At 66.0% G+C, this 22,631-nt stretch carries 19 protein-coding genes; 3 read left to right on the top strand and 16 right to left on the bottom strand.

The features are described from left to right. Window positions 1-8: 8 nt before the first annotated feature. The 5 genes from AC07PE_RS23255 to AC07PE_RS23235 all read right to left on the bottom strand — a co-directional run bounded on the left by AC07PE_RS23255 (window position 9) and on the right by AC07PE_RS23235 (window position 5,844). Window positions 9-1,970 carry a branched-chain amino acid ABC transporter ATP-binding protein/permease gene (locus AC07PE_RS23255; protein ID WP_498768961.1) on the bottom strand — a complete coding sequence of 654 codons (1,962 nt, stop codon included), beginning with the start codon at window positions 1,968-1,970 and terminating at the stop codon, window positions 9-11. 2 nt (window positions 1,971-1,972) lie between these two features. Continuing rightward, on the bottom strand, window positions 1,973-2,863 hold the full coding sequence (locus AC07PE_RS23250; protein WP_498768959.1) for a branched-chain amino acid ABC transporter permease: 891 nt from the start codon (window positions 2,861-2,863) through the stop codon (window positions 1,973-1,975). Between the two features lie 122 nt (window positions 2,864-2,985). Then, window positions 2,986-4,140 carry an ABC transporter substrate-binding protein gene (locus AC07PE_RS23245; RefSeq protein WP_498768957.1) on the bottom strand — a complete coding sequence of 385 codons (1,155 nt, stop codon included), beginning with the start codon at window positions 4,138-4,140 and terminating at the stop codon, window positions 2,986-2,988. A 260-nt stretch (window positions 4,141-4,400) separates the two neighbouring features. After that, entirely contained in the window at window positions 4,401-4,808 is a 408-nt protein-coding gene (locus AC07PE_RS23240) for a hypothetical protein (RefSeq protein WP_498768955.1), read from the bottom strand. Between the two features lie 97 nt (window positions 4,809-4,905). Continuing rightward, window positions 4,906-5,844 (bottom strand): DMT family transporter, encoded by a 939-nt coding sequence (locus tag AC07PE_RS23235; RefSeq protein WP_498768953.1) that lies wholly within the window; start codon window positions 5,842-5,844, stop codon window positions 4,906-4,908. A gap of 166 nt (window positions 5,845-6,010) precedes the next feature. On the opposite strand from AC07PE_RS23235, the gene AC07PE_RS23230 reads away from it, so the two are divergent. Continuing rightward, window positions 6,011-6,478, top strand: coding sequence for an Lrp/AsnC family transcriptional regulator (locus tag AC07PE_RS23230; protein ID WP_498768951.1), 468 nt, complete (start codon window positions 6,011-6,013; stop codon window positions 6,476-6,478). A 4-nt stretch (window positions 6,479-6,482) separates the two neighbouring features. Here the strand turns inward: AC07PE_RS23230 and AC07PE_RS23225 are convergent, their stop codons facing one another. From AC07PE_RS23225 to AC07PE_RS23190, 8 genes are all read right to left on the bottom strand, one after another. Further along, on the bottom strand, window positions 6,483-7,775 hold the full coding sequence (locus tag AC07PE_RS23225) for an SGNH/GDSL hydrolase family protein (RefSeq protein ID WP_498768949.1): 1,293 nt from the start codon (window positions 7,773-7,775) through the stop codon (window positions 6,483-6,485). A 111-nt stretch (window positions 7,776-7,886) separates the two neighbouring features. Beyond that, a complete protein-coding gene (serB, locus tag AC07PE_RS23220; RefSeq protein WP_498768947.1) occupies window positions 7,887-8,735 on the bottom strand; it encodes a phosphoserine phosphatase SerB in 849 nt (282 codons plus the stop codon). Window positions 8,736-8,742: 7 nt separating this feature from the next. Next, the gene (gene mfd / locus AC07PE_RS23215; protein WP_498768945.1) at window positions 8,743-12,189 is read right to left on the bottom strand and encodes a transcription-repair coupling factor; all 3,447 of its coding nucleotides are present in this window, start codon (window positions 12,187-12,189) and stop codon (window positions 8,743-8,745) included. A 7-nt stretch (window positions 12,190-12,196) separates the two neighbouring features. Next, window positions 12,197-13,207, bottom strand: coding sequence for an HDOD domain-containing protein (locus AC07PE_RS23210; RefSeq protein WP_498768943.1), 1,011 nt, complete (start codon window positions 13,205-13,207; stop codon window positions 12,197-12,199). 85 nt (window positions 13,208-13,292) lie between these two features. Then, a complete protein-coding gene (locus tag AC07PE_RS23205) occupies window positions 13,293-13,583 on the bottom strand; it encodes a hypothetical protein (RefSeq protein ID WP_498768941.1) in 291 nt (96 codons plus the stop codon). A gap of 97 nt (window positions 13,584-13,680) precedes the next feature. Next, window positions 13,681-13,962 carry a hypothetical protein gene (locus tag AC07PE_RS23200; RefSeq protein WP_498768939.1) on the bottom strand — a complete coding sequence of 94 codons (282 nt, stop codon included), beginning with the start codon at window positions 13,960-13,962 and terminating at the stop codon, window positions 13,681-13,683. An 8-nt stretch (window positions 13,963-13,970) separates the two neighbouring features. After that, entirely contained in the window at window positions 13,971-14,312 is a 342-nt protein-coding gene (locus AC07PE_RS23195) for a hypothetical protein (protein WP_498768937.1), read from the bottom strand. Window positions 14,313-14,518: 206 nt separating this feature from the next. After that, window positions 14,519-16,912, bottom strand: coding sequence for a penicillin-binding protein 1A (locus AC07PE_RS23190; protein ID WP_498768935.1), 2,394 nt, complete (start codon window positions 16,910-16,912; stop codon window positions 14,519-14,521). 194 nt (window positions 16,913-17,106) lie between these two features. Here AC07PE_RS23190 and AC07PE_RS23185 point away from each other — a divergent pair, with 194 nt between their 5' ends. Then, entirely contained in the window at window positions 17,107-19,365 is a 2,259-nt protein-coding gene (locus tag AC07PE_RS23185) for an OPT family oligopeptide transporter (RefSeq protein ID WP_498768933.1), read from the top strand. Window positions 19,366-19,436: 71 nt separating this feature from the next. On the opposite strand, the gene AC07PE_RS23180 is transcribed toward AC07PE_RS23185, so the two are convergent. Then, window positions 19,437-20,363: an NAD-dependent epimerase/dehydratase family protein gene (locus AC07PE_RS23180; RefSeq protein ID WP_498768931.1), complete on the bottom strand. Its 927-nt coding sequence runs from the start codon at window positions 20,361-20,363 to the stop codon at window positions 19,437-19,439. 131 nt (window positions 20,364-20,494) lie between these two features. Here AC07PE_RS23180 and AC07PE_RS23175 point away from each other — a divergent pair, with 131 nt between their 5' ends. Then, on the top strand, window positions 20,495-21,394 hold the full coding sequence (locus AC07PE_RS23175) for a LysR substrate-binding domain-containing protein (protein WP_498768929.1): 900 nt from the start codon (window positions 20,495-20,497) through the stop codon (window positions 21,392-21,394). A gap of 7 nt (window positions 21,395-21,401) precedes the next feature. On the opposite strand, the gene AC07PE_RS23170 is transcribed toward AC07PE_RS23175, so the two are convergent. Together AC07PE_RS23170 and AC07PE_RS23165 are read right to left on the bottom strand one after the other, a co-directional pair. Beyond that, the gene (locus AC07PE_RS23170; protein WP_498768927.1) at window positions 21,402-22,097 is read right to left on the bottom strand and encodes a hypothetical protein; all 696 of its coding nucleotides are present in this window, start codon (window positions 22,095-22,097) and stop codon (window positions 21,402-21,404) included. Window positions 22,098-22,189: 92 nt separating this feature from the next. After that, complete coding sequence (locus tag AC07PE_RS23165) at window positions 22,190-22,555, bottom strand: NAD(+)--rifampin ADP-ribosyltransferase (RefSeq protein ID WP_498768924.1); 366 nt, start codon at window positions 22,553-22,555, stop codon at window positions 22,190-22,192. Window positions 22,556-22,631 lie beyond the last annotated feature (76 nt).

Below are 22,631 nucleotides of genomic sequence, written 5' to 3'. Positions count from 1 at the left end.
GCTGTCTCCTAGAGTGCGGCGGCTTGCGGCGGCGCCGGGGTGTCGGCGGCGCCGCCCAGGTAGGCCTCGATGACCTTCGGATCGGACTGCACCCTGGCCGGCGTGCCCTCGGCGATCTTCTGGCCGAAGTCGAGCACCGTGACGGTGTCCGAGATCGCCATCACCACATCCATGTGGTGCTCGATCAGCACGATGGTGATGCCGTGGTCGCGGATCTTGCGGATGATGGCCATCAGTTCGCGGATGTCCGGCGCGGTCAGCCCGGCGGCCGGTTCGTCCAGCAGCAGCAGGCGCGGGTCGAGCGCCAGCGCGCGGCCGATTTCCAGCAGGCGCTGCTTGCCGTAGGGGAGGTTGCGCGCTTCCTCGTTGGCCAGTTCGGCCAGGCCGATGAACTCGAGGATGGCGGCGGCACGCGCACGCGCCGCCAGTTCCTCGCGGCGGTAGCGCGGGGTCGACAGCATGGCGTCCAGCCAGGACGAGCGGAAGCTGTGGTGCAGGCCCACCAGCACGTTCTCCAGCGCGGTCATCTCGCCGAACAGCTGCACGTTCTGGAAGGTGCGCGCCACGCCGCCCAGCGCGATCTGCGAGGGCGTGCGTCCGGCGATGGGCTGGCCGGCATACACGACGGCGCCGGCGGTCGGCTTGTAGATGCCGGTCAGGACGTTCATCATCGTGCTCTTGCCGGAACCATTGGGGCCGATCAGGCCGTGCACGGTGCCGCGCGCCACCGTCAGGTCGACCTGGTTCAGGGCCTTCAGGCCGCCGAACTGCATCAGCACCTGCTCCACGCGCAGCAGCTCGCCGCCGTCGGCGCCCGCGTCGAGCCGAGCCCCGGCGAACGGGTCGGCCTGGCCGGCGCCTTCGCTGGCCACCGCGTGCACGCGGCCGCGGCCCATCAGGCTCTTGAAGAAGCCGACGATACCGTCCTGCAGGTAGTAGACGACGAACAGGGTCATCAGGCCGAAGATGGTCAGGCGCCAGTCGACCATGCTGTCCAGTTTGTACGCCACCACGGCCAGGGCCAGCGTGGCCAGCACGGGGATGGCGGTACGGCCCAGCGTGGTGCGGCCTTTGGCGATCATCAGCGCGGCCGCGATCACGGCCACCGCGGCCGCCGTCACGGCGATCTTGCGGAATACTTCGATGTCGGCTAGCAGGCTCGGAAGCATGACGACGATGGTCGCGCCGATCAGGGAGCCCAGGCGGCTCTTGCGCCCGCCCATGATCACGGCCAGCAGGAACAGGATGGTCAGCTCGAAGTTGTAGCTGTTCGGCGAGATGTACTGTTCCGAGTAGGCGTACAGGCTGCCGGCCAGGCCCGCGAAGCCGGCGCTGATCACGAAGGCGTACACCTTGTAGCGGTACACCGAGACGCCCATGCAGTCGGAGGCGATCGGGCTGTCGCGCAGGGCCTCGAAGGCGCGGCCGACGTGGGAGCGCAGCAGGCGGTGCACCAGCAGCAGCGAGAGCAGCATGAAGCCGGCCACCGCGTAGTAGTACTCGACTTCGGTCAGCTCGCGCCCGAACACGCTGGGTTTCTGCAGCTGGATGCCGAGCGGGCCTTCGGTCAGGAAGGTCATCTCGTTGATCAGGATCTGCACGATGGTGCCGAAGGCCAGGGTCACCATCGCCAGGTAGGGGCCGGTCACGCGCAGCGCAGGCAGCGCCAGGATCGCGCCGAACAGGGCGGCGAAGCCGATGCTGGCCGGGATCGCGACGAACCAGGGCGCGCCCAGCTTCATGACCAGGATGCCTGTGGCGTAGGAGCCGATCCCGAACAGGCCCGAGTGGCCGAGCGAGACCTGGCCGGTATAGCCGACCACGATGTCCAGGCCGTACAGCAGGATGGCGTAGATCAGGATGGTCTCGGCCAGGTGCACGTAATACGGATTGGTGAACAGCAGCGGGTAGCCAGCGACCACGGCGATACCGACGCCGATGGCGGCGAGCGCCAGGGGATTCTTCTTCATCGTCATACCTTCTTGATCGCGGCTTTGCCGAACAGGCCGGAGGGTTTCACCGCCAGCACCAGCAGCAGCAGGACGAGGCCGGGCACTTCCTTGTAGCCGGTCGACAGGTAGAAGCCGGTGGCGGTTTCGGCGATGCCGAGGATGATGCCGCCGACGATCGCGCCCATGCCCGAGGTCAGGCCGCCGATGATGGCCACCGCGAAGGCCTTCAGGCCCAGCGAGGCGCCCATCGTCGCACTGGTCAATGTGAGCGGCGCGATCAGGGCGCCGGCGAAGGCCGCCGTGGCCGAGGACAGCGCATACGAGAAGGTGATCACCATGCGCGTGTTGATGCCCATGAGGCCGGCGGCGTCGCGGTCGTTGGAGGTGGCGACCACCGCCTTGCCGTAGATCGATTTGCGGTTGAAGATCTCGACCGCCAGCATGATAGCGACGGCGCCGATGATGACGGCCACCTGCATCGGCTGCACGTTCGCGCCCAGCACCGTGAAGGGCTCGGACGAGATCGGGGAGGGGAAGGGCAGCACGTCCTTGCCCCAGATATTCTCGGCCACGTTCTTGAAGATGATGGCCAGTGCGATGGTGGACATGATCCAGCCGAATTCGGACTTGATGCGGATGGCGGGACGCACGCCTATCCATTCGACGAACATGCCCTGGATGGCGCCGAACACCATCACCAGCGGGACCATCAGCCAGTAGCTGATGTAGGGACCGCCGTGGATGGTCCCGACCAGGGACAGGCCGACCAGCGCGCCCAGCATCAGGGCCTCGCCCTGGCCGAAGTTCAGGGTGCCGGACGTGGCGAAGGTGAGTTGATAGCCGAAGGCGATGACGGCATAGATCATGCCGAGCGCGATCCCGGAGAAGACCAGCTGGAGGAGGATTTCCATTTTTTACCCTGAAAGACCCGATACGTTTGCACGTCGTTCCCGCGAAAGCGGGAACCCATACTGAGTGTATCGAAGCCAGTCAGCATGGATCCCCGCTTTCGCGGGGATGACGGCAATTGGGTTTACTTCACCGGCACCACACGGCCATTCTGCACTTCGCCGAACTTGGTGTTCTCGAAGTTGATGGCCTCGTGGTCGGTCTTGCTGTAGGGCTTGTTGTAGGTGGTGACGACGCCTTCGATCGGCGTCTTCAGGTCTTCCAGCGCGGCGGCGATCTTCGGACCTTCGGTGCTCTTGGCCTGTTCGATCGCGGCCGCCAGCAGGTAGATCGAGTCATAGCCCTGGGCTGCCGACACGGCCGACGGCATGCGGCCGTTCGGCGGGTTGTAGGCCTTGACGTAGGCGTCGATGAAGGCCTTGCGCTTCGGCGTGTCCGGGTTCTGGATGAAGGTCTGCGGCATGCGCGTGCCGTTGCCGTTGGCGCCGGCGTTGTCGATGAAGTTGGCCATCGCCAGGGTCCAGCTGCCGACGATCGGCACCTTCCATCCCAGCTTCTGCATGCCGTTGGCGATCTGCGCCAGTTCCGGACCGATGCCGTAGGTGAGGACGACGTCGGCGCCGGCCTGCTTGGCGCGCAGCAGCTGCGCGGTCATGTCGACGTCGCCGATGTTGTACTTCTCGACCGAGACCGGCTTCACGTTCTTGGTCGCCAGGACCTTCTCGAGGTCTTCGCGGCCCAGCTGGCCGTAGTTGGTCGAATCGGCCAGGATCGCAGGCTTCTTGAAGCCGCGGCGGATCGCCTCGTCGGCGATCATGGTCGACTGGATGGTGTCGTTGGCCGAGTTGCGGAAGACGTAGTTTTCCGGCTGGTTGGCGAACTGCTTGGTGACGATGGAGCCGGTGGCGACGTTGTTCATCACCGGGATCTTGGCCTGCTGGTAGAAGCGCTGCGAGGCCAGGGCCACGCCGGTGTTGATGTAGCCGACGGTAGCGGCGACCTTGTCCTTGTTGATCAGTTCCTGCGCGATCTGCACGCCGCGCTCCGGCTTAGCTTCATCGTCGCGTTCGACGGTCTGCAGCTGTCGTCCGAGCACGCCGCCCTTGGCATTGATTTCCGCGACCGCGAGGCGCACGCCATCGCGCATCGACACGCCCATCGGCGCCGAGCCGCCCGTGAACGGACCCGACACGCCGATCTTGATCGGCTCCGCGGCCATCGCGGACATCGACAAACCCAGTGCTACCCCTGCAACCAATGCTTTCAGTTTGAAATTCATTGCTGTCTCCGTTTTTTTACGTCGTTTTTGCCGTGCGCCGGGGGCGCCGGTACCGGGGCGGATCGGCTGGCGCCAGACCCATCTTCGGGCCATTGTAGGATGGCAATTGAGCAACAGCAAACGATTCATGTTGCGCGTTGCAACATGCGTCATTCATACAAATGCGTAAGAAAAACGTAAGGAAGGAGGTGTATGGCGGGGCGAAAAAAAAGAGGCCGCAGCGCTGTGCGACCTCCCCATTTTAGTGCAGATTTTAGTATTTAGCGATGCCTGCGCGGGCCGCCGTGGTAACCACCGCGATAGCCGTGTCCCCAGTTGCTCCAGCTGAAACCGAGGCCGATCGAGATCGGCGGGTACCAGAACGGATCGTAGACCGGGGCCGGCGCGTACACCGGCGCCGGCACATACACCGGCTGGGCCACGTAGGTGGTGCTGGACGGCGCCGGGCTGTAGGTGACGACGTCCGACGTCGTCACGCGGCCGGCATCGCCCGATGCTTGCGCCTGGGCGGCGGTGCCGTTCGGGACCGGGGTCACCGAGACGACCTGCCAGCCGTTGGCGTCGGGCGCTTGCGCATAGGCGCGGGTACCGTAGTTGGCGGGACCCGGATACTGGGTCGCGCAGCCGCTCAGGGCGGCAACTGCAAGAATGATGGCGAGTTTTTTCATGGCGGTTCTCCTCACCTGTCTACTATATAGATTTCGGGAAGCGCCGCTTCGGAATTTACAGGCTGTTACAGTCGTGCACTTTCTTGAAACTTGGGTCTCAGCTGCGACGGCGGCGGCTAGCCAGCGCCACCGCCACCAGGATCATGCCGAAACCGGCCGCATGGTACAGGTGCGGCGCCTCGCCCAGCAGCGGCCAGGCCGCCAGCGTGGCGAACAGCGGGATCAGGTAGACCGACATGCTGGCGCGCGCCGGGCCGGCCACCGCCACCAGGCGGTCGAAGCAGAAGTAGGCGCCCAGGCTGGGGACGACGGCCAGGAAGCCCAGCGCCACGTACAGACGGCCGTCGCCGAAGTTCGGCAGATCGCCGCTCAAGGCCTCGACGGCCGCGAACGGCGCCAGCACCAGCGCACCGCCGCCGATGAGGGCGGCCAGCTTGACGGTGGCCGGCAGCGGCGGCAGGGGCAGGCGCTTATTGAAGACCGTGTACAGCGACCAGCCGATCGCCGCCAGCACCACCCACAGGTCGCCGCGGCCGAATTGGAGCTGGCCGAGGGCGGCCAGGTCGCCCTTCGACAGCACCACCAGCACGCCGGCGATCGCCACCATCAGTCCCCAGCCCTGGCGGCGGCCCAGCGGCGCCTTCCAGACCAGGCGCTCGACCAGGGTGACCAGCGCCGGGCAGGCGGCCAGGATGATGGCGACGTTGGCGGCGCCGGTGTGGCGCGCGCCGATATATTGCGGGGCGACCGCCATGCCCATGCCCAGCATGGACAGCAGCAGGATGCGCGGCCAGTTGGCGCGCAGGGTGCCGCGCAACGCCCACAGGCGCGGGCCGCTTGACGGCACGAGAATCAGGAAAGCCAGGGCCCAGCGGCCGAAGGCGAGGAAGACCGGGGGAATGTCCGCGGCCTGGGCCCAGCGTGCGACCACCAGGTTGGCGGCGAACAGCGCGGGGGTGACCAGCATGAGCGGCAATTCGGCATTGAAGGCGGCGCCCTGGACACCGAGTCCGCCGCGGGATACTGCTTCCGACACTACAAAACTCCTTAATGAAATGCCGGGAAATCATACTGCAGCGCACAAAAAATGTGCTTCTGTTCCGCCCGCTTCACAGTGCGGATATGGAAGAATCTTTTGCGCTTGGGCTAAAATGCGGAAGAACTATCTTTAACCAAGCTTGTATAGACAAGGAAGCCCTGCCATGAAGGACGGCCAGCTCGACGATATCGACCGCCACATCCTGCGCACCCTGAGCCGCGACGGCCGCATCAGCAACCAGAAACTGGCCGACACCGTGAACCTGTCGCCGACCCCGTGCTGGCACCGGGTCAAGGCGCTGGAGGAGGCCGGTTTCATCACCGGCTATGCGGCCGTGTTCGACCAGCGCCGCATGGGCGTGCCCGACACCGTGATCATCGAAGTGACGGTGGACCGCCACGACGACGAGATCTTCAAGGCTTTTTCGGATGCGCTGGCCGAGCTGCCGGAAGTGATGGAAGCCTATCTGCTGTCGGGCGAATACGATTACCTGATCAAGGTGGCGGTGGCGGGCACCGAGGGCTACGAAAGCTTCCTGCGGCAGAAGCTGTATAAACTCCCTGGCGTGCGCCACACGCGCTCGACCTTCGCGCTGCGCTGTCTGAAGCGTTCGCCTTCTGTGAACCCTTAGTCTCTTAGCCGAACAGGTGGATCGGCACCGCCTGCGCCAGCGCCTGGTAGCCGGCATTGTTCGGGTGCAGGTGGTCGCCGCTGTCGTAGGTGGATCGCAGGCGCGTGGTCCGCGCCGGGTCGCGCAGGGCCAGGTCGAAGTCGGCCAGGGCGTCGTAGTTGCCGCTAGTGCGGATCCAGGCGTTCAGGCCCTTGCGCACGTTTTCACGCGCCGCCGTGTAGTAGGTATGGCCCTCGAAGGGCGTCAGCGTCGCGCCGATGGCCCTGATGCCGCGCGCCCGCGCCCGGCTCACCAGCTGCTGGTGGCCGGAGATCAAGCTGCTCACCGGGATCGGACTCGAGCCCGAGCTGTAGACGATGTCGTTGATCCCGATGAGCACGATCAGCCAGCGCACGCCGGCGGTGGCGAGCACGTCGCGGTCGAAGCGCGCCAGCGCCTTCTGCCCGGCCAGCATCGCCTCCGGATAGTCCTTCAATAGCGAGTTCGCGCTGATGCCGCGGTTGGCCACGCCGATATTCCCGGTCACGCCCAGCTCCAGCTGCAGGCGCCGCGCCAGCATGTCCGGCCAGCGCCGGTTGGCGTTGGCGGTGCTGGCCTGGCCGTCGGTGATCGAATCGCCGAGCGCGACCACGGACGACAGCGCGCTCAGGCCGGAGTAGAGGCCGCTGACGTCGACCTCGCTGAGGAAGGGCCAGGTCGCGATGCTGCGCGAGACCGGCAGGCTTTGCAGGGCGCTGTGGTCGCCTGCGGTCGACACATAGCTGGTCTGCAGCGCGACGTTGTGCAGCGTGGTCACGCGCGTGGAGCCCGGCAGGTAAAGGCTGACGGCCAGGTCGGAGAAGGGCGGCACGTTGAGATTCGCGCCGTCCGAGAACACCGCGGCGCCGGCCGCGATCGTCACCGAGCTGCGGCCGCCGAACAGCAACTGGCGGTCGGTGCCGGCCACGTTGACGGCGCCGCTCGAACGCAGCGCGATGCGGGCCGTGCCTATCGTCAGGGGCGTACTGCCCATCTCGTTCGAGATCCGGATCCGTACCCGGCTGCCGGCCACGCTGGCATGCACGATCAGGCGCAGGGTCTGGCTCGATAAGGTCATCGTCGATGCGCTAGGGGGCGGACCGGCCGGGGCCGCGCCCCAGGTGGCGGTCCAGATATCGGCGGCCTGTAATTCGTGCAGCGGCGCCAGCGCCAGCGCGGCGGCGAGGGCGGGGCCGCTGCGCAGGAAGCCGCGGCGTGGCGGGTTGGACGGAACATCGTCTGCTGCGCCGTCGCGGTCGGCATGCTCGTTCGGTCTCATGGGGATCTCCTCGGAATGGACGAGCGTTAGACCGCGCGGCCCGCGCTTCGTCTCACGCCGCCGTGAAGAGATTCAGAGGTATCGCCAGATCGAAAGTGGAGCAGCTTTCGTTCAGGACAAAATCGCCAGCAATCCGTCCAGGCCCGTGAAATTCAAGGCCACATCGGCCTGCGCACGCACCACCGGCTTGGCGCGGAAGGCCAGCGCTAGGCCGGCAATGCCCATCATCCTGAGGTCGTTGGCGCCGTCGCCCATCACGATCGCCTGGCGGGTATCGATGCCGAGTTCGTCGCAGACGCGCTGCACGGTGCGCTTTTTTTCCTCGGCGTCGACGATGCCGCCCACCACGCGGCCGGTCAGCACACCACCTTCGGCCTCGAGCACGTTGGCGTGCACGTAGTCCAGGCCGAGCCGGGTCTGCAAGCGCTCGGTGAAAAAGGTGAAACCGCCCGACACCAGCAGGGTCTTCAGGCCGGCCGCCTTGACGGCCTCCAGCATCGCTTCGCCGCCCAGCGAGATGCGCAGGCGCTCCTCGTAGACGCGCCCGAGCGCCTCGACCGGCAAGCCTTCCAGCAGGGCCACGCGGCGCTTCAGGCTCTCGGCAAAATCGAGCTCGCCGCGCATGGCGGCCTCGGTAATCGCGGACACTTGCGGCTTCAAGCCCTGCATGTCGGCGATCTCGTCGATGCACTCGATGGTGATCAGGGTCGAGTCCATGTCCATCGCCACCAGTTTGAAGTCGGCCAGGTTGCGCTCGGCATCGATGAAGGTGGCGTCGACGCCGGCTGCTTCGGCGGCTGCTTCGACGCTCGCTTTCAGCTCCGGCGTGAATTCAAAGCCGTCGCAGCGCAGCGCGTGCGCATGGATGGCGGTAGTGGCTTGCGGCTTGGCCAGCTGCGCGATTTGCGCGAGCAGGGCCGCATCGGCCGTGGGGCCCTGGAGGATCAGTTTCTTGGACATGTCTAACTCAGGCTAATAATTGTTTGATGGTTTGCTTGACCTGGTTCACGCGCGCCTGCAGGTCCGGCATCGCGGCCGTGATGCGCAGCTTGTCCTGGCCGGCCAGCTTGATCTGGCGGTTCTTCTGGATCAGCGTGATGATCTTGATCGGATCGATGGGCGGCTTTTCCATGAACTGCAGATTGGCCGCTTCCGCATGCGCATCGATCTTGACGATGCCGACCTGCTTGGCCGAGATGCGCAGGCGGTGCGTTTCGATCAGGGCTTTCACCGCATCCGGCAGCTTGCCGAAGCGGTCGATCAGCTCTTCCTGCATGTCGTCGATGCGGTCCTGGGTTTCGCAGTTGGCCAGGCGCTTGTAAATCGACAGGCGCTCGTGGACGTCGCCGCAGAAATCGGACGGCAGTAGGGCCGGCACGTGCAGGTTGATCTCGGTGGTCGAGGACAGCGGCGCCGCCAGGTCGGGCTCGCGGCCGGCCTTCAGCGCCTTTACGGCCTCGTTCAGCATGTCGGAGTAGAGCTGGAACCCGACCTCCAGCATCTCGCCGGACTGGTTCTCGCCCAGCACCTCGCCGGCGCCACGGATTTCCAGGTCGTGCATGGCAAGGTAGAAGCCGCTGCCCAGTTCTTCCATCGCCTGGATCGCGTCCAGCCGGCGCTGCGCCTGCTTGGTCAGGTTCAGCGCGTCGTTCACCAGCAGATAGGCGTAGGCCTGGTGGTGCGAACGGCCGACGCGGCCGCGCAGCTGGTGCAGCTGGGCCAGGCCGAACTTGTCCGCGCGGTGCATGATGATGGTGTTCGCGGTCGGCACGTCGATGCCGGTCTCGATGATGGTCGTGCACAGCAGGATGTTGAAGCGCTGGGCCACGAAGTCGCGCATCACCTTTTCCAGGTCGCGCTCGTGCATCTGGCCGTGGGCGACGCCGATGCGCGCTTCCGGCACCAGTTCGCGCAGCATCGAATGGCGGTTCTCGATGGTCTCGACCTCGTTGTGCAGGAAATAGACCTGGCCGCCGCGTTTCAGCTCGCGCAGCACGGCTTCGCGGATGATGGAACCGTCTTCGCTACGCACGAAGGTCTTGATCGCCAGGCGCTTCTGCGGCGCGGTGGCGATGACGGAAAAGTCGCGCAAGCCTTCCAGCGCCATGCCCAGCGTACGCGGAATCGGCGTCGCGGTCAGGGTCAGCACGTCGACCTCGGCGCGCAGCGCCTTCAGCGCTTCCTTCTGGCGCACGCCGAAGCGGTGCTCCTCGTCGATGATCACCAGGCCGAGGCGCGTGAACTTCACGTCCGGCGACAGCAGTTTATGGGTGCCGATCACAATATCGACGGTGCCGTCGGCCATGCCCTTGATCGCGTTGTTGATCTCTTTGCCGGTGCGGAAGCGCGACAGCTCGGCGATCTTGACCGGCCAGTCGGCGAAGCGGTCGCTGAAGGTTTGCGCGTGCTGTTCGGCCAGCAGCGTGGTCGGCGCCAGGATCGCGACCTGCTTGCCGCCCATGACGGCGATGAAGGCGGCGCGCAGCGCGACCTCGGTCTTGCCGAAGCCGACGTCGCCGCACACCAGGCGGTCCATCGGACGGCCCGAGCTCATGTCCTTGATGACGTTGGCAATGGCTTCCGCCTGGTCCGGCGTCTCGTCGAAGCCGAAGCTCTGGGCGAAGTTCTCGTAGTCGACCGCCGAGTATTCGAAACTGTGGCCCTGGCGCGCCGCGCGGCGCGCGTACAGGTTGAGCAGCTCGGCTGCGGTGTCGCGCACCTGCTCGGCCGCTTTGCGCTTGGCCTTGTCCCACTGGCCGGAACCCAGGGTGTGCAGCGGCGCGTCTTCCGGCGAAGCGCCGGAGTAGCGCGAGATCACGTGCAGCTGCGACACCGGCACGTAGAGCTTGGTCTCCTTGGCGTATTCCAGGTGCAGGAACTCGGTGTCGCCTTCGCCCAGGTCCATGCTGATCAGGCCCATGTAGCGCCCGATGCCGTGGTTGATGTGGACCACCGGGTCGCCGATCTTCAGCTCCGACAGGTCGCGCACCATCGATTCGACCTGCGAGGTCGCTTCCTGCTTCTTCTTGCCGACGCGCTTGCCGCCGCCGGCATACAGCTCGGTCTCGGTAATGAAGATCAAGTGGCCGCACTTCGCGTCCATCAGCTCGAAGCCGGCTTGCAGCGGGGCGACGCCCAGCATCGCCTTCGCATCCGATGCGCACAGGCCCGGATAGCCTTCGACGGACGCGAGGTCCAGCCGGTATTCGTTGAAGTACTGCTGCAGGGTCTCGCGGCGGCCGGCCGAATCGGCGCAGATCATCACCTTGGCGTCGGTCCTGGCCAGGAAGGCGCGCAGGTTGGCCAGCGGGTCGTCGAGCCGGCGATTCACGGCGATGTCCGGGATCGGCGCCGACAGCTCGGATGCGCCCTGCGACGGATCGCGGGCGATGGCCCAGCGCCCGTGCGGCTTGGCGCAGACGAAGAAATCCTCTGCGCCGAGGAAGATCTCCTTCGGCTCCAGGATGGGCCGCTCGCGGTCGGCCTTCAGGAATTTGTAGCGCGACTCGGTATCGACCCAGAAGCGCTGGATCGCGCCTTCGATGTCGCCGACCAGGGCCAGCGGCGATTCCTCCGGCAGGTAGTCGAACAGGGTCGCGGTCTGCTCGAAGAACAGCGGCAGGTAGTATTCGATGCCGGCTGAGGCGATGCCGCTGCCGATGTCCTTGTAGACCGGCGAGCGGCTCGGATCGCCTTCGAAGCGCTCGCGCCAGCGGCCGCGGAAGGCGGTGCGCGCCTGCTCGTCCATCGGGAACTCGCGGCCCGGCAGCAGGCGCACTTCCCTGACAGGGTAGAGCGAGCGCTGGGTGTCGGCATCGAAGGTGCGGATGGTCTCGATTTCGTCGCCGAACAGGTCGAGGCGGTAGGGCAGCGCGGAGCCCATCGGGAACAGGTCGATCAGGCCGCCGCGCACCGAGTACTCGCCCGGCGACATCACCTGGGTCACGTGGCTGTAGCCGGCCAGGGTCAGCTGGGCCTTCAGCTTGGCTTCGTCCAGGCTCTCGCCCTGGCGGAAGAAGAAGGTGTAGGCCGCCAGGAAGGAGGGCGGCGCCAGGCGCACCAGCGCGGTGGTGGCCGGCACCACCAGCACATCGCACTGGCCGTTGCGGATCTCGTGCAGGGTGGCCAGGCGTTCCGACACCAGGTCCTGGTGCGGCGAGAACGCATCGTAGGGCAGGGTTTCCCAATCCGGCAGCAGGTGGCAGGCCAGCTTGCCGTCCGCGAACCAGGGGATTTCGTCCAGCAGGCGCTGGCCGTCGCTGGCGTTGGCCACGATCACGGTCAGCATCTGTTTGTTCGCCTTCAGCTCGAGCGCGGCGAGCGCCAGCGCGTAGGCGTCCGACGAACCGTGCAGGTGAGGCAGGGCGAAGCGTTGTCCGGGCTTGGGGAGGTGTTTTTTCAGGTCGAAAGGCATCCGGGAATTATAGTCCAACCAGCCGTTCGAAGACCCGCGCCTGCTCGTCGTCGGCGCCGCTCGCGGCCGGATCGTCCGCAGCCTGGATGCCCTGGTCCATCGTCATGCGCAGGCAGGCCAGCCGTTCGGCCTCGGCCAGTGCCCTTGCCAGCCCGGTCGCGTCCGCGCGTCCGGCGCCAAGGATCGCGGCGGCGATCGGCGGCGGCATTTCCCACTGCAGGGCGATGCGCGCCGCCAGCGTGCGCGTGCGCGCCAGCAGGGCGCCCACAAATGCCGGATCCTGGGGCAGGGCGTCGGCTTCCAGCACGCCGTCGAACAGGCGGAAGGCCACGATCAGGCCGAGATCGTCCATCAGGCCGGCGAGGTAGGCTTCGAAGGGATCGGCGCGGTAGCCTGGGGCGAGCAGGCTGGCGGCCAGGGCACAGTTTTCGGTATGGTTCCAGATGCGCGGCGCCGCCTGGCGGCTGTGGCGCCCGCCCTGCATGCCGATCAGCGGGCGGAAGGCGGCGCGCGCCAGCAGCATGCGCAAGCCATTCCGGCCCAGCACCAGCAGGGCGGCATCGATGGTGCGCACCTGGCTGGACGAGCGGTAATAGGGGCTGTTGGCTTCGCGGATCAGTTCCGCGACCAGGGCCGGGTCGCGCGCCACCAGGCGCGCCAGGTCGGCGCTGGACGCATCTTCGTCGCGCAGGCTGCGCAGCAGTTGGGGAATGACTTCCGGGACGCGCGGCACCAGGCCTTCCGCATCCGAAGGCGTGTCGATCAGGCGATCCAGTTCTGCCAGCACCAGCTGGGCATGCGCCAGCGCCTGCGGGGTGGGCGCGGAGGCCGTCGCGCCGGCGCTCAGGCAGCGCCAGAGGTCCTGGCCGCGGTCGCGGCTTTGGTTCTGTTGCGGCGCCGTTAGGCCTGCGCCGGCGGACTGCGCGTCCCCATTCGCCACGGCGGCCTGCGCCGCGGCGGGTTCTGCGGATACGGCAGGCGTGCCGCCGCCGAACAGCCGCGCAATCCAGTTTTTCATCGCCTGGGCCCTCGAGTCAACCAGGCTTCATTCTAACCGAGGGGCGGCGGCAAGCCGGACTGCCGCGTTGAATCAGATTGAGGCTTTATTGGCCGTTGGTGCCGGTGGCAGGCTTCTGCGCGCCGGTGGTGTCGTCGATCACGGCGCCGGTCGTGCCCTGGGTGCCGCTGCTGCCGCTGGCAGAGGTGCCGCCGGCAGGCTTGCCGGTGCCGTTGGCGTCGGAGTTGCCCTTGGCCGCCGCCGAGCCGGTTGCGGTTGCAGTGCCGGTGGACGAGCCGCCGGTCGAGCTGTCGGGGGCGGTGGTGTTCGCGGTGCTGCAGGCCACCAGGCTGAACAACAGGCCGGTGTTGATGAATACGCTGTGGACCTTCCTCATTTGGTGTTCCTCTTCTAACTCATGAAAGCGGCAAGCGGACCTGGGATCCGCCTTGCGGTGAAAGTAATGGGGCGACCAGTGGCCGCCCCCGCCGTGGTCATGGCGTGGTGCCCGCAGGGTTACTGCTGGTAGCGCCGTTGACGGTGCTGCCGCTGCGGTTGGTGGTCGACGGCGTCGTGCCGGTGGCAGCGCCCATGGTGCTGGAGCCGGGCGCCGTGCCGGCGCCGGTCGAAGAGCCATCGGTGACCGAGTTGTCGCCGGACGAACTGGTGCCGCGGCCGCTGTTGCCCAGGGAGCTGTTGTCGGTACCGGTCGAGCTGCAAGCGGCCAGGCCGAAGGCCAGCACCGCGCCCAGGAGTGCGCTAGTAATCTTCTTCATGTCTCACCTCAGCGCGTGCCGGTTCCGGAAGTGCCGGAATTGGTGGTGCCGGAAGTGCCCGAGCCCGAGGTGCCGCTGCCGGAAGTGCCCCAGTCGCCGCGGCCCGAAGTGCCGGTCTTGCCCGAGGTGCCAGAGCTGGAGGTGCCCGATGCGCCGTTGCCTGAAGTGCCCATGGTGCCCGAGCTCGAAGTGCCGGTTGCGCTGCTCCCGCTGGAGCTGCCTTCCCCGCTGCTGCTGGACGTGGAAGTCGGCGAGGAGTCGGGCATGTCGTTGCGGGTGCTGGTCGAGCTGCAAGCGGCGAGGCTCATTGCCATCAACGCTGCAAGCATTGCGCTTTGATAAGTTTTCATGAACTGCTCCTAATTCAGTGGTTAATTGACATCATGGAGTGGAGCGCCGGCGTTCAAAATAGGATGAGTCCGGCCATGCATGTAGGATAAAACCCACCGACATGTGGCAATTTTCATAATAAAAACTGTATTTGTGACGAACTGCTTCGCAAAAAGAAAAGGCCCCGGGGTGAGCGGGGCCTTTGGGTCTATTGCTGGAGCCGGATTTAGAACAGGCTGTTCTGGAGCTGCTGTTTTTCCTTTTGCGGCTGGGCTGCCGGCTGCGGTAGCGGCGCATTCGGATCGGCCGGCGCGTTCGGGTCGGCAGGCGCGTTGGGATCGGCGGCCGGCTGCTGGTCGAGGTCGATGCCGGTGAAGACCGGGCTCTCGGCAAACTCGGCGTAGACCCAGTCGTCGTTCTCGCGCACCACACCTTCCGGCTGCACGCGCTCTTCCTGCGGGCGCTTGGCCAGAGCCACGCGCATGTAGTCGATCCAGATCGGCAGCGCCAGGGTGGCGCCGAACTCGCGGCCGCCGAGCGACTTCGGATCGTCGTAGCCCATCCAGGCCACCGCCACCACGCCACCGCCATAGCCCGAGAACCAGCCGTCGACGGCGTCGCTGGTGGTGCCGGTCTTGCCGGCGATGTCGCTGCGGCCCAGTTCCTTGGTGGCGGCGGCGCCGGTGCCGTAGCGGGTCACGTCGCGCAGCATGGTGTCGGTGATGAAGGCGTTGCGCGCATCCAGTACGCGCTGCTCTTCCTGCTTCGCTGCGGGCGGCTTGGCCTCGGCGATGACCTTGCCGTCGGCGTCTTCGACCCGCGCGATCAGGTAGGGCTCGACCCGGTAGCCGCCGTTGGCGAACACCGCGTAGGCGCCGGCCATCTGCAGCGGCGTGACGGCGCCGGTGCCCAGGGCCATCGTGTAGTTGGCCGGCTGGCGCGCGGCGTCGAAGCCAAACTTGCCGATGAATTCATGGGCGTAGGGCACGGAGATCGCGCGCAGCAGGCGCACCGAAGGCACGTTCTTCGACTCGGCCAGCGCGCGGCGCATGGTGATCGGGCCGTCCCATTTGAAGTCGTCGTTCTGCGGCGACCAGGTGGCGCCGGCATTCTCGCCCGGCATGTCGAGCGGGGCGTCGAGGATGCGGGTGGCCGGCGAATAACCCTTCTCCAGCGAAGCCGAATAGATGAAGGGCTTGAAGCCGGAACCGGGCTGGCGCCAGGCCTGGGTCACGTGGTTGAACTTCTGCAGGTTGAAGTCGAAACCGCCGACCAGGGCGTGGTAGGCGCCCGTATTGCTGTCGATGGCGACGAAGGCCGCGGCCACCTGCGGCACCTGGGTGATCGCCCAGTTGCCTTTCGCATCCTTGGCCACGCGCACGATGGCGCCCTTGGCGATGCGGCGCTCTTCCTTGGCGTTCGAGGCCAGCGCGCCCGCCGCGAACTTCAGGCCGGCGCCGGTGATGTTGACGTCGTCGCCATCGATGGTCTCGACGCGCACCGCCTTGGGCGACGCGGCCAGCACCACCGCCGGGATCAGGCCGTCGCTGACGGGGCGCTTGCCCAGCGCCTCGCCGATCGCATCTTCGCGCTCGACCGGATCGTCGGGCAGGTCGACGCGGCCTTCCGGACCGCGGTAGCCATGGCGCTGGTCATACGCCAAAACGTTGCGCCGCACCGAGTTGTAGGCAGCTTCCTGCTCGGCCTTCAGGATGGTGGTGTAGACGCGGATGCCCTTGGTATAGGCCTCTTCCTTGAACTGGTTGTAGACCGCCTGGCGCGCCGCTTCGGCCACGTACTCGGCGTGCGTGTCGAATTCCTGGCCGCGGGTGTTCACGCGCAGCGGCTCGTTCAGCGCCTTCTGATACTGGTCTTCCGTGATGTAATCCAGCTCGCGCATGCGCTTGAGCACCGCGTGCTGGCGCTCGCGCGCGCGCTTCGGATTCGCCACCGGATTGTGGCGCGACGGGTTCTGCGGCAGGCCGGCCAGCATCGCCATCTCGGCCACGCTGAGCTGGTCGAGGTTCTTGTTGAAGTAGGTGCGTGCGGCGCTCGAGAAGCCGTAGGCGCGCTGGCCCAGGTAGATCTGGTTCATGTACAGCTCGAGGATCTCGTCCTTCGACAGCGCCGCTTCGATCTTGTAGGCCAGCGCGATCTCGTTGGCCTTGCGGCCGAGGTGCTTCTCGCGCGACAGAAAGAAATTCCTCGCGACCTGCATCGTGATGGTCGAGGCGCCGCCGGCGCCGAAGCCGTGGCGCAGGTTGGCGACCACCGCGCCCACGCCGCGCTGGAAGTCGATCGCGCCGTGCTCGTAGAAGCGCGCGTCCTCGATCGCCAGCAGCGACTTTTTCATCAGGTCGGGGATCTTCTTGATCGGGACGAAGTCCCTGTGTTCCTCGCCAAATTCGCCGATCAGGACCTTGTCGGCCGTGTAGATGCGCAGCGGGATCTTGGGCCGGTAGTCGGTGACGGCGTCCAGCGCCGGCACGTTCGGCAGGACGCGGAACAGGACGTAGCCGACCACCCCCGCGACGAGCAGGAGGATGGCGGCGAGGGCGATTAATATGAATCCGCGGATGCCGCTGAACGCGCGGCGGGGTGTTTTACTGGTAGTTGCCAAAACGTGAACTCTCTGATGACGGTCAGATGACCGGCAGATCGCCGTGCCGACAGGGCGTAAACACGGTCTACGTCAAAATTATAATCCGCTTTTCTTCCATTACGGCATGTGCCATAGTGCGCCCTCAGCGTCTATGAAAGGGACTGCCAAGCGGTCCCTGCCGTCCAGAAACACGATACCTCCCGAGGAAGAGCATGCCGTACGATCCCCATCCGCCCGCGGTCAAGCCGTATATTCCGGCCTCCGCACACCTGCCCGAGCTGACCTGGCGCGCCCTGATCATGGGCACGGTGCTGGGCATGATCTTCGGCGCTTCCTCGCTTTACCTGGTGCTGAAGGTCGGGCTGACGGTCAGCGCCTCGATCCCGGTGGCGGTGATCGCGATCACCCTGTTCGGCATGGCCAAGAAGGCGGGCGGGCGCGAATCGACCATCCTCGAGAACTCGATCACCCAGACCGCCGGCTCGGCCGGCGAATCGCTGGCCTTCGGCCTGGGCGTGACCATGCCCGCGATTATGATCCTCGGCTTCGACCTCGAGATCTCGCGCGTGATGCTGGTGGGCGTGCTGGGTGGCCTGCTCGGCATCCTGATGATGATCCCGATGCGCCGCACCATGATCGTAGACCAGCACCGCGAGCTCAAATATCCGGAAGGCACGGCCTGCGCGGAAGTGCTGAAGGCCGCCGCCACGCCGTCGTCGCGCGAAGCCGCCGGCGAGATCCGCCTGGAAGGCTCGGATGAAGAGAAGGCAGCGCGCCAGCGCGCCTTCATCATCTTCGGCGGCTTCGGCCTGGGGCTGCTGTATAAAACGCTGAACATTTCGCTCAAGCTGTGGAAGGACACCGTCAACTTCATCTTCGGCGCACCACTGAAGGCTGGGTCGATCGGCGCCGAAATCTCGCCGGAGCTGCTGGGCGTGGGCTACATCATCGGTCCGCGCATCGCAATGACGATGGCGGCCGGCGGCGTGCTGTCCTATCTGCTCCTGATCCCGATGATCAAATTTTTCGGCGACCTGCTGACGGTGCCGCTGGCCCCGGGGACGACGCTGATCAAGGACATGGGCCCGGACGACATCCGCAGCGCCTACGTGCTGTATATCGGCGCGGGCGCCGTGGCCGCCGGCGGCTTGATTTCCCTGGTGCGTTCGCTGCCGACGATCTGGAATGGCCTGAAGGGCGGCCTGTCCGGCTTCAAGTCGGGTTCGACCGGCGATTCCACCTTGCGTACCGATCAGGACATCCCGCTGAAGTGGGTGGTGATCGGCTGCCTGGCCATTATCGCCGTCATCACCTTTGCCACGCCGCTGCACATGAACCTGCTGGGCGCGCTGCTGATCCTGGTGTTCGGCTTCCTGTTCTCGACGGTGTCGTCGCGCCTGACCGGCGAAGTCGGCTCGTCCTCGAACCCGATCTCGGGCATGGCGGTGGCGACGCTGCTGTTCACCTGCCTGATCTTCCTGGTGATGGGCTGGACCGGCGGCCGCTATTACGTGACCGCGCTGTCGGTCGGCGCCATCGTCTGCATCGCCGCGTCGAACGCCGGCACCACGTCGCAGGACCTGAAGACCGGCTTCCTGGTCGGCTCCACGCCGCGCCTGCAGCAGTATGCGATCCTGGCCGGCGCCTTCGCATCGGCGCTGATCCTCGGTCCCATCCTGCTGAAGTTGAACGATGCCGGCACCGTGTACGTGCCGGCCGCGCAGGTGGCGCCGCACGTGACCACCGATGCATCGAAGTTGACCCAGACCGCGCAGCTGCAGGGCCCGCAGGCGTCGAGCGACCACGCGACCTATAAAGTCTGGCAGAAGCTTGATACCGCAGGCGGCCCGGCCGGCAAATACCTGGTGCGCGACGACGGCTCGCTGGCCTACCTGGTCGACCCGGGCATCAACGGCCAGTTCCACACCCGCCCTGACGGCTCCGAGGTCAAGAAGTACGACGCGCCCAAGGCCGTGCTGATGTCCTACATCATCAAGGGCATCCTCGACCAGCAGCTGCCGTGGACCCTGGTGCTGTTCGGCGTGATGATCGCGGTGGTGCTGGAGATGGCCGGCATCCAGTCGCTGGCGTTCTCGGTGGGCGTCTATCTGCCGCTGGTGTCGACCTTGCCGATCGCGATCGGTGGCCTGATCCGCTGGGCGGTCGACCGCCGCAACAACAAGCTGCCGCAGTATGCGTCCTTGAACGAGGAAGAGCTGCAGGCCGCGGGCGACCGTAGCTCGGGCACCTTGCTCGCTTCGGGTTATATCGCCGGCGGTGCGCTGGCCGGCATCATCATCGCCATCACGGCGGGCGTGCTGACGGATTTCGACAACATGATGGGCAAGTGGGCCGAGGCGGCGAACCCGTTCTTTGCCGGCGTGAGCGCGGATGCCTTGTCGATCCTGCCGTATGCGGCGCTGATCGTGCTGCTGTATTGGGTTGGCCGGGAGAATGCCAGCAAGCTGTAGCCTCCAAGTTCACCGCGAACTATAAAACGTCATTCCCGCCTTCGCGGGAATGACGTTTATGGGCAGTCGGCCTAAACGAAAGCCAGGTCGTGCTGGCGAATGGTGTGGTCCAGCCATTCGTCGGTATGGCCGAACGAATAACCCAGCGCCTTCGCCCGCGAGGTATCCAGCACCATCGCCCCCGGCAGATCGAAGGGCGACAAACGCCCCGGCGCATCGGGCGGCGTCGCGCGCCGCGTCCGCACCGGCGTGTCCAGTACCTCGCCAACCCGCTGGTAAAGCCCATATGCCGACAGCGCGCCATCGCAGGCGCCATTCACCGGTCCCGTGAAGTCCTGCATCCCGGTCCAGAACAGGAAGTCGGCCGCCGCATGCGCGGTCATGAAGGACACCGCCGCATCTTCCTTCGAATAGTGCAGCGTGCCGCGGGCGCGCGCCAGTTCTACGTAATGGGCCAGCCGGCCCGTGAAATCTTCCGGACCGCCCAGCACGTGGGCCATGCGCGGCGTCGCCAGCGGCAGCGAACCGTCGCGCACCAGGTAGGCCTCGGCCTGCACCTTGCCGGTCACATAGCAGTCGGTCGCGCGGCGCGGGTCGTGCCAGGGATAGGACGCGTCGATGGCCTGGGCCTCGATCGCGAGCGCATCTTCGTTCAACAAGCCGTCATGCTCGAAGCCGAGCACGCGGTAGGCGTCGATGGTGGAGGTCATCACGTAGCGCCCGACCTGGCCGGCAAAGGTGCGCACGGCGATCGCCGCATCGAGCGGGCTGTAGCACATCTGGTCGAACACGATGTCGAAGGGGCCGGCCTTGGCGACGGCGCGCATGGCGAGTTCGTTGCGGCGGTCGGCGCGGATGCGCTGGATGCGGCTGCCGAAGGGATCGGGCGCGTAGCCGCGCGTGACGATGGTGACGCGGTGGCCCGCGTGGAGGAGCCGCTGCACGAGCAGCCTGCCGATGAAACGGGTGCCGCCGATCACCAGGATGTTCTTGGACATGGTTTTCCTTACGCTGAAGACGCTATACATATAGCTAGTTCTTGGCGAATCAGCTATATTTTGTATGCAGTGCAGCAATTGTTCAAACAAGAAAAAAACGCTGCGATGAATAAGAAAAACTTACGCATGGAGTGACGTTGAAGCCTTTGCGCAGCCTGTCCGGCCTGATCGATTTCGAATGCGCTGCCCGCTGGGGCAGTTTCAAGCTGGCGGCCCAGGAGCTGCACAAGACGCCGGCCGCCGTCAGCCTGCAGGTCAAGCAGCTGGAGGAGGCGGTCGGGTTCCCGCTGTTCGTGCGCCATCCGCGCCATATCGCACTGACGGCAAAGGGGCAGGAGCTGGCGATCGCGGTCGGCCGCTCGCTGGGCGACCTGCGCTCCAAGGTCGCCGCACTGCAGCGCGGCGACGAGGAGGCCATCCTGCGCATCTCGACCACCCACTCCTTCGCGATCAAATGGCTGGTGCCGCGCATGCCGCGCTTTACCAAGCTGCATCCGGAACTCGATATCCGCATCGATTCGAACGACACCCCGGTCGACCTGCTGGACGACGGCGTCGACGTCGCGATCCGCTTCGGCCCGGTCAAGGACGGCGATCCGGCGATGCTGTTCCGCGAGCGCCTGGTGCCGGTCTACAGCCCGGAGCTGCTGGAGGACGGCCAGGACGCGCTGCTGCTATCCGACCTGGCGCGCTTCCCGCTGCTGTGCGAGCGCACGCCGGAAGCCTGGCTGCAGCTGCTGAACGAGAACAAGGCACTCAAGGGCAAGTACGATTTTTCGCGCACCTTCAGCCACTGGGGCGTGCTGGCCCAGGCCGCGGTGGCCGGGCAGGGCATCGCGTTGGTGCCGTATGGGATCGCGTTCGAGGACATCGCGTCCGGCGCCCTGCGCGTGCTGAACTGCCGCAGCGCACCGTATGGGAACGGCTACCGCTTCCTGGTGAATCCGCACAAGGAGACGATGGCCAAGGTGCAGCAGTTCCGTACCTGGATCGTCGGCGAGATGGAGGCGATGCGGCGCACGCTCGAGTGAGCGAGGGCTAGTCGGTTTCGTCGTCGTCCGTCGCCGCCGGCGGTGGGGGCGCCGCCAGCCGCGCGCGCTCGCGTCCGTACAGCGAGGAGAAGGGCGTCCCTTTGGCTCGCTTGGCCAGCAGGTCCAGGACGGCGGCAAATCCGCCGTGCTCGGCGATCCAGTCCGCGACCTCGTTGCGCGCCTGGCAGTAGGTCATGCGCGACTTGTCCCGGTGCTCGTTGGTGTAGGCCAGCCACGCCGGGCCGCGTTCGAGTTCGGACAGATCGTCGACGCCTTTCATGCCGGGCCGGCAGAAGCTGTCGTGCTCACCGCCGACCCAGGTGGCGACACCCTCGTTGAACCAGGCCGGTATCGAGGCGCCGTGCAGGCGCGTACGAAACTCCATGTGCGACATCTCGTGTTTGAGCACGTTGCCGGTAAAGCTGCGCGGGCGCCCCAATACCACCACGGCAGGAAAGGTGAAGGTGAATTGCCCGCCTTGCTTGCGCTGATTCTTGCCCGTGGCCGTAAATGGGCGGCGATCGGTGCCGGCGAAGTAGAGCGTGCACTCGTCCGTCTTGCACCATATGAGGCGGATGGGCGCACGGCGTTCGCCATACACCGCGGCGATGTGGGCGTCGGCTTCCACCAGCATGCGCGCGATGCTCAGTTGCTCGTCGGCCGACAGCGCGGGATCAAACCACACCGGACCCATCTCGATCATGGGTGTGCGACCGTCATAGGCGGGCGCCGCGGCATGGCTCTGCGCGCACAACAATGCGGCGCAGAGGACGACTGGTTTAGCGAAACGCATGCTCAGTCCTCGATCGTTGCGCGGCCGCTGCGCTGCAGTTCCGCCAGGTGATCCAGCATCTGCCGGATCGCTTCCGGCGCATGGCCTTCCCACTCCTTCAGCTCTCTGACGATGCGCAGCGCCTGGCGCGTGCGATAGGAGCGCGTGGGATTGCCGGGGAAGCGCTTGTTGGTGAGATTCGGGTCATCTTCAAAGGGGCCGACCGGCTCGACCAGGTAGATATGGCCGCGGCCTTCCTCGTAATTCGATTCGAAGCCCGGCAGCAGCAGTTCGCCTGGCGCGAGACGGCAGCCGGTGCCGTGGTAGAAGGGGCCTTGGACATCACCGCAGTTCTCGTGGGTGACCGGACTCCATTCCTGATTGCTCATGTGGCTTCCTCCTCTAAAGATGACCCGCAAAGACTAGCTGATCCGGGCAAAAGATGATATTTTCCTACGGTTAATC

The sequence above is a fragment of the Telluria sp. GW821-FHT07G12 genome (assembly GCF_059418525.1).
The sequence above is the reverse complement of the archived record's forward strand: the minus strand, read 5'-3'. Positions and strand labels throughout refer to the sequence as shown.